Annotated in this window: 7 protein-coding genes; 3 read left to right on the top strand and 4 right to left on the bottom strand. The window is 61.8% G+C overall.

From position 1 onward, the window contains the following. The 3 genes from E8E78_RS17730 to E8E78_RS17720 all read right to left on the bottom strand — a co-directional run. On the bottom strand, window positions 1-1,217 hold a 1,217-nt coding region (locus tag E8E78_RS17730), incomplete at its 3' end, for an aldehyde dehydrogenase (protein WP_280313868.1). A gap of 5 nt (window positions 1,218-1,222) precedes the next feature. Further along, on the bottom strand, window positions 1,223-1,987 hold the full coding sequence (locus E8E78_RS17725; protein ID WP_049274710.1) for a fumarylacetoacetate hydrolase family protein: 765 nt from the start codon (window positions 1,985-1,987) through the stop codon (window positions 1,223-1,225). 10 nt (window positions 1,988-1,997) lie between these two features. After that, complete coding sequence (locus E8E78_RS17720) at window positions 1,998-2,657, bottom strand: fumarylacetoacetate hydrolase family protein (protein WP_197863336.1); 660 nt, start codon at window positions 2,655-2,657, stop codon at window positions 1,998-2,000. A 171-nt stretch (window positions 2,658-2,828) separates the two neighbouring features. On the opposite strand from E8E78_RS17720, the gene hpaA reads away from it, so the two are divergent. Together hpaA and hpaR are read left to right on the top strand one after the other, a co-directional pair. Then, window positions 2,829-3,734, top strand: coding sequence for a 4-hydroxyphenylacetate catabolism regulatory protein HpaA (gene hpaA / locus E8E78_RS17715; protein WP_016499001.1), 906 nt, complete (start codon window positions 2,829-2,831; stop codon window positions 3,732-3,734). A 156-nt stretch (window positions 3,735-3,890) separates the two neighbouring features. Continuing rightward, on the top strand, window positions 3,891-4,313 hold the full coding sequence (gene hpaR / locus E8E78_RS17710) for a homoprotocatechuate degradation operon regulator HpaR (RefSeq protein WP_049274712.1): 423 nt from the start codon (window positions 3,891-3,893) through the stop codon (window positions 4,311-4,313). 149 nt (window positions 4,314-4,462) lie between these two features. Here hpaR and E8E78_RS17705 read toward each other — a convergent pair whose 3' ends face one another. Then, window positions 4,463-5,551 carry an asparaginase gene (locus E8E78_RS17705; protein ID WP_049274713.1) on the bottom strand — a complete coding sequence of 363 codons (1,089 nt, stop codon included), beginning with the start codon at window positions 5,549-5,551 and terminating at the stop codon, window positions 4,463-4,465. Window positions 5,552-5,955: 404 nt separating this feature from the next. Between E8E78_RS17705 and E8E78_RS17700 the strand changes: the two genes are divergently transcribed. After that, the gene (locus tag E8E78_RS17700) at window positions 5,956-6,915 is read left to right on the top strand and encodes a sugar ABC transporter substrate-binding protein (RefSeq protein ID WP_016499004.1); all 960 of its coding nucleotides are present in this window, start codon (window positions 5,956-5,958) and stop codon (window positions 6,913-6,915) included. The last annotated feature ends 8 nt before the right edge of the window (window positions 6,916-6,923 follow it).

The raw sequence follows: 6,923 nt of genomic DNA, 5'->3' as shown, positions 1-6,923 counted from the left end.
TACTCGGTGTCGTTGGCCAGTTGCAGCGCCTCGGCTTCGTCCTTGAACGGGATCAGGCACACCACCGGGCCAAAGATTTCTTCCTGGGCAATGCGCATCTTGTTGTTCACGTCGGCGAATACGGTGGGCTGGATGAACTGCCCCTTGGCCAGGTGCGCAGGCAGGTTGGCCGGGCGCTCCAGGCCCCCGGCGACCAGGCGTGCACCTTCTTCGATGCCAATGCGGATGTACCCGGTGACCTTGTCATAGTGCTGCTGGGTGATCATCGAACCGACCTGGGTTTTCGGGTCGGTCGGGTCACCTACGATCAGGCGCTTGGCGCGCGCCGCAAACTCTGCGACAAACTGCGGGTACACGCTTTCCTGGATGAAGATGCGGCTGCCGGCGGTGCAGCGCTCGCCGTTCAGCGAGAAGATGGTGAACAGCGCGGCGTCCAGCGCACGCTCAAGGTCTGCGTCTTCGAAGATCAGCACGGGCGACTTGCCGCCCAGTTCCATCGAGTACTTTTTAAGGCCTGCGGTCTGCATGATCTTCTTGCCGGTGGCGGTACCGCCGGTGAAGGAAATGGCGCGCACATCGGGGTGGCGGACCAGGGCATCGCCGGCGGTAGCGCCGTAACCCTGGATCACGTTCAGCACCCCGTTGGGGATGCCGGCTTCTACCGCCAGGCGGCCCAGTTCGTTGGCGGTCAGCGGCGACAGCTCGCTCATCTTCAGCACGGCGGTGTTGCCCAGCGCCAGGCACGGCGCAGTCTTCCAGGTAGCCGTCATGAACGGCACGTTCCATGGGCTTACCAGGCCGCACACACCCACCGGCTGGTACAGGGTGTAGTTGAGCATCTGGTCGTCGACCGGGTAGGTATGGCCGTCCATGCGCGTGCACACTTCGGCGAAGAAGTCGAAGTTGTGCGAGGCACGCGGGATCAGCACGTTCTTGGTCTGGTGGATCGGCAGGCCGGTGTCGAGGGTTTCCAGCTCGGCGAGTTTCGGCACGTTCTGCTCAATCAGCTCACCCAGCTTGCGCATCAGCCGGGCACGTTCCTTGGCCGGGGTGTTGGCCCACTTGGGGAAGGCTTCCTTGGCCGCAGCCACAGCCTGGGCCACTTCCTCGGCGCCGCCGCTGGCGACTTCGCAGATGGCGTCGCCGGTGGCCGGGTTGTAGTTGACGAAGGTGTCTTTGCTCTCGACCTCACGGCCGTTGATCCAGTGCTTGATCATGCTGCTCATGCCTTGTTGTTCTTGAAGAAGTCAGCTTCGCTGACGATACGGTTGACCAGGCGACCGACGCCTTCCACTTCCACCACCACTTCGTCACCCGGCACCACATCGGCCAGGCCTTCTGGCGTGCCGGTGGCGATCATGTCGCCCGGTTGCAGGGTCATGAAGCTGGAGAAGTATTCGATGAGGTGCGGGATGTCGAAGATCATGTCCGCGGTGGTGCCTTCCTGCTTCAGCTCACCGTTGATCCAGGTGCGCAGCTTCAGGTTGCTGACGTCTGGCACATCGGCCGCATCGACGATCCACGGGCCGACCGGGGTGGTGGCGTCGCGGTTTTTTACCCGCAGGTTGGGGCGGTAGTAGTTTTCCAGGTAGTCGCGGATGGCGTAGTCGTTGCACACGGTGTAGCCGGCAACGTAGGCCAGGGCGTCCTCACGCTTGACGTTCTTCGCCGCTTTGCCGATCACCGCCACCAGCTCGCACTCGTAGTGCATGTATTCGACGTTGTCCGGGCGCCAGGTGACCTGGTTGTGGCCGGTGTAGGTGCCTGGCGACTTGATGAAAGCCAACGGTTCAGTGGGCGGCGCGAAGGCCAGCTCCCTGGCGTGGTCGGCGTAGTTCAGGCCCAGGGCGAACATGCTGCCGGTGGCGGGTGGCAGCCAGGTGACCTGGTCCTGATGGACCAGGCGGCCGTCGGCAAGGCGCAGGTGATCGTCTTCGACCGTGACATCGTGGGCCTGGCCGTCGAACTGGATACGGGCGTGTTTCACAGGTAATTCCTCACTCGGCGACGATGTGGTTGGTCAGCTTGCCCAGGCCGTCGATCTCGATGTCGACGCGGTCACCTGGCTGTACATCGGCGCGGCCCTCGGGGGTTCCGGTGATCAGGATGTCGCCGGCGTGCAGGGTCATGAACTCGCTGATTTCGGCAATCAGCTGCGCCACCGTGCGTACGCAGTTGGCGGTGTTGTTGTGCTGGCGCAGTTCGCCGTTCACATACAGACGCAGGCCCAGGGCATCGGGGGTGGGCACTTGGCTGGCGGGTACCAGTTCAGGGCCGACCGGGCAAAAACCATCACGGCACTTGGCCTTGACTGCTGGGCGGTAGTAGCTGTCTTCGGGCAGGCTCACTTCGTTGACGATGGTGTAGCCCGCCACATGCTCCAGGGCATCGGCCACGCTGACGCGGCTGGCGTCCTTGCCAATCACCACTCCCAGCGCCGGGCCGGGTTGCACGCGCTGCACGCCGGCCGGGAATACCACCTGGCCTTCATGCTGGTTGCGGGTGTTCGGGGTTTTGACGAACAACACCGGCTTGACCGGCAGTTGCTTGTACGGTGCTTCCACGAACGCCGCTTGGTGCTGCTGCAGCAAACCCTGGTAGTTCAGCGCGACGCCGAACAGGGTGCCGCTGGCAACGTCATGCAGGGCATGGCTCATGCTCTTCTCCTGGCAGTGCAGGGCGGTGGCCGTCCTGCGGATTTCGTTAATGTGTTAATGTTATAGTTAATATGTTAACGATGGTCAAGGGGTGGCCAGTGGCGCCTGCCGGTAAGGCAAGGCACCATGGGCCATCGTCAACAGGGTCAAGCGATTTGCGAGCAAGCAGCCATGAGCGACCGGCATCCGATACCGAACATCAATATTGGCCAGGTTTACGACCAGCGCTACAGCGACAGCGAGGTGCATTACGACCGGCTGGGCAACCTGGCGGGCTTTTTCGGGCGCAACATGCCGGTGCACCGGCATGACCGGTTTTTCCAGGTGCATTACGTGAAGTCGGGCACAGTACGGGTGTATCTGGATGACCAGCAGTACATCGAGGCCGGGCCGATGTTCTTCCTCACGCCACCCACGGTGGCGCACGCGTTCGTCACCGAAGCTGACAGCGACGGGCATGTGCTGACGGTGCGCCAGCAACTGGTGTGGCAATTGATCGAAGCCGACGCCAGCCTGCTGCCGGCGGGCATGCAGGTGCAGCCAGCCTGTGTGGCGCTGGGCAACCTGCCGGCCGAATACAAGGCCGAGGCGCAGCGCCTGCAAGGCTGGCTGGACGCGTTGAGCGACGAGTTTGCCACGCAGCAACCGGGTCGCGAGGCGGCGTTGCAGTCGCTGACCCGCCTGATCATGATCAGCCTGCTGCGGCTGTGCCCCAACTCGCTGGAATCGACCCCGGCGCGGCATGAAGACCTGAAGATCTTCCACCGTTTCAATGCCCTGATCGAAGCGCATTACCTTGAGCATTGGCCGCTGGCCCGCTACGCGCAGCAGATTGGCGTGACCGAGGCACGGCTGAACGATGTGTGCCGGCGCATCGCCGACTTGCCATCCAAGCGCCTGGTGCTGGAACGGCTGATGCAGGAGGCCAAGCGTTTGCTGTTGTTTTCCGGCAGCACGGCCAACGAAATCTGTTACCAGCTCGGCTTCAAGGACCCGGCCTATTTCAGCCGCTTCTTCAACCGCTACGCCAAGCTCACACCCGGGGAGTACCGCCAGCGGCAGGCAGAATTGCAGTGAAATGGCCATGGCGGCTCACCCGGGTGCTGTTGTTGTTTACAGCCGATGGTCGCAGCCCGCGCGCCGGGCTTGAATGGGTTTTCCGTGGAACAGATTGCACTTTCCATCGTGCATGCCCTTAAATTCGTGAATTGAGAAAAAGCCACAGGTTTGACCATGACCAAGACGCAACCTTCGCTCACGCTAAGCCTGTTGCAGGCCCGAGAAGCCGCGATGGCATTTTTCAGGCCGCTGTTGAACCAGCACGACCTGACCGAGCAGCAATGGCGGGTAATCCGCATCCTCAAGCAGCACGGCGAGCTGGAGAATTACCAGTTGGCGGAGCTGGCCTGCATCCTCAAGCCGAGCATGACCGGGGTACTGGGGCGCCTGGAGCGGGACGGGCTGGTGCGGCGGCAGAAGGCCGCGCAGGACCAGCGACGGGTGTTCGTCAGCCTGACCGAAAGAGGGGAGGCGTGCTTTGCCTCGATGAAGGAAGGCATGGAGGCCAACTACCAGAAGATTCAGGCGCAGTTTGGTGAAGAGAAGCTGCAGCAGCTGATGGGGTTGTTGAATGACCTGAAGCGCATCGCGCCATAACGTTTTTCTGGTCTTGTCGGAGCGGCCTTGTGCCGCGAATGGGCTGCGCAGCAGCCCCGGCGATTTCTGCGGTAAAGCAAAAATTTGGGGCCGCTTCGCAGACCATTCGCGGCACGAGGCCACTCCTACAGGGCACCGCGGCGAGTTAATCAGTACTCCCAGAAAATCCGCTGCAGCTCTTTGCTGTCCTGGGTCTTGGTCATGGCGACCATCGCCAGAATCCGCGCCTTCTGCGGGTTCAGGTCGTGGGCCACGACCCAGTCGTTCTTGTCATCCGGCTGTTCGGCGTTGCGCAGCACGAAACCACCCTGGTTGACGTGCGACGAGCGGATGATCTGCACGCCGTTCTTGCGCAGTTCCTGCAACGCCGGCACCACCCGCGACGACACCGAACCGTTGCCGGTACCGGCATGGATCAGCGCCTTGGCACCGTTCTGCGCCAGCGCCTTGTAGGCGGTGTCGCTCACGTTGCCATAGCCATAGGCAATGTCCACCTGTGGCAGGCTGCTGATCTGCTTGATGTCGAACTCGGAATTGACCGTGTGGCGTTTGGCCGGCAGGCGGAACCAGTAGGATTTGCCTTCCACCACCATGCCCATCGGGCCCCAGGCGCTCTTGAAGGCTTCAGTCTTGATGTTGACCGACTTGCTCACGTCACGGCCCGACTGGATCTCGTCGTTCATGGTCACCAGCACGCCCTTGCCGCGCGACTGCTTGTCGCCGGCCACGGCCACGGCGTTGTACAGGTTGAGCATGCCGTCGGCAGACATGGCGGTGCCCGGGCGCATCGAGCCGACCACCACGATTGGCTTGTCGGTCTTTTCCACCAGGTTGAGGAAGTAGGCGGTTTCTTCGAGGGTGTCGGTGCCGTGGGTAATGACGATGCCGTCGACGTCCTTGCTCTCGGCCAGTTCGGCAACCCGCTTGCCGAGCTTGAGCAAGTCCTCGTTGGTGATGCTTTCAGAGGCGATCTGCATCACTTGCTCGCCGCGTACGTTGGCGATGTCGGCCAGTTCCGGCACGCCGGCAATCAGCTTGTCGATGCCCAGCTTGGCAGCCTGGTAGGTGGCGCTGTTGGCCGCGCTGGCGCCGGCGCCGGCAATGGTGCCGCCAGTGGCGAGGATGACCACGTTGGCCAGCTTCTGCTGGTTTTCAGCTTCTTTGGCAGAGGCGGTGGTTGGCAGGATCAGCAGCAGGGCGAGTGCGCTGGGGGCGAAGGTTTTAAGTGCGGCATTCATCGTTATTGTTCTCTCTCTTCCTAGTGAGATAGTTATTGAGTCGCGCAGGGCTTCAGGCATGTTTCGTACCAGCTTGCGCGGACGGCTCTTTGTGTGGGAGCGGCCTTGCGTCGCGATGGGGTGCGCAGCGGCCCCGGAATGCTGTGTTCAGCACACATTGCCGGGGCTGCTGCGCAGACCATCGCGACACAGGGCCGCTGCTGCAAAGGGCATCCTTCCATTCGCAATTCCGAACAAGCATAGGAAAAGGTGTTCGGTTTTCCGGAAAAATCTGGATAATCGGCACAGCAGTGCTTTGACCTTCGAAATCAAACGGATTTGACAAACCCCGGTCCTGTTTCCATAGTTAGTCAACGCAAACGTTTGCGATCCGATAAAAAACACAAGATTCGGAGTCATCGTCCATGAAACTGCCGTTCCCCGGTCGTCTGCTGGCCCTCGCTGTCGTTTCCTCCCTTTCCCTCGCCCTGCCATTGTCTGCCGCCCATGCCGAAGATAAGCCCAAGGTCGCCCTGGTGATGAAGTCACTGGCCAACGAATTCTTCCGCACCATGGAAGACGGCGCCAAGGACTACCAGAAAACCCACGCCAACGAATTCGACCTGGTCGCCAACGGCATCAAGAACGAGACCGACACTGGCGAACAGATCCGCATCGTCGAGCAGATGGTCAATTCCGGCGCCAAGGCGCTGGTGATTGCCCCGGCTGATTCCAAGGCGCTGGTGTCGGTGGTGAAGAAGGCCATGGACCAGGGCGTGGTGGTGATCAACATCGACAACCGCCTGGACCCTGATCTGCTCAAGAGCAAAGGCATCAGCGTGCCGTTCGTTGGCCCCGACAACCGCAAGGGCGCGCGCCTGGTGGGCGACTACCTGGCGAACGAGAAGCTCAAGGCCGGCGACCAGGTGGGCATCATCGAAGGGGTGCCGACCACCACCAACGCCCAGCAGCGCACCGCCGGCTTCAAGGACGCCATGGATGCCGCGCAGATGAAAATCGTCTCGGTACAAAGCGGCAATTGGGAAATCGACAAAGGCAACGCCGTCGCCGCCGCCATGCTCAACGAATACCCCGAGCTGAAAGCCTTGCTGGCCGGCAACGACAGCATGGCGCTGGGCGCCGTGTCTGCCGTGCGCGCCGCCGGCAAGACCGGCCAGGTGCAAGTGGTGGGCTATGACAACATCAACGCCATCAAGCCGATGCTTGCCGATGGTCGCGTGCTTGCCACCCTCGATCAGGCTGCCAGCCAGCAGGCGGTGTACGGCATCCAGGCTGCGCTGAAAATGGTCAAGGGCGAGAAGCCTGATGTGGATGCCGACAACGTCATCCAGACCCCGGTCGAACTCATCACCAAGAAGCCCTGACGCTGCCA

Source organism: Pseudomonas sp. BN505, assembly GCF_029873175.1.
GTDB classification, from domain to species: Bacteria; Pseudomonadota; Gammaproteobacteria; order Pseudomonadales; family Pseudomonadaceae; genus Aquipseudomonas; species Aquipseudomonas putida.
Note: the sequence above shows the minus strand (reverse complement) of the source record. Positions and strands in the feature narration are given on the sequence as shown.

Bases quoted from the DNA above. Each gene is read 5' to 3' on its own strand.
- E8E78_RS17720 (WP_197863336.1), bottom strand. From the start codon at position 2,657: ATGAGCCATGCCCTGCATGACGTTGCCAGCGGCACCCTGTTCGGCGTC.
- hpaA (WP_016499001.1), top strand. From the start codon at position 2,829: ATGAGCGACCGGCATCCGATACCGAACATCAATATTGGCCAGGTTTAC.
- hpaR (WP_049274712.1), top strand. From the start codon at position 3,891: ATGACCAAGACGCAACCTTCGCTCACGCTAAGCCTGTTGCAGGCCCGA.
- E8E78_RS17705 (WP_049274713.1), bottom strand. From the start codon at position 5,551: ATGAATGCCGCACTTAAAACCTTCGCCCCCAGCGCACTCGCCCTGCTG.
- E8E78_RS17700 (WP_016499004.1), top strand. From the start codon at position 5,956: ATGAAACTGCCGTTCCCCGGTCGTCTGCTGGCCCTCGCTGTCGTTTCC.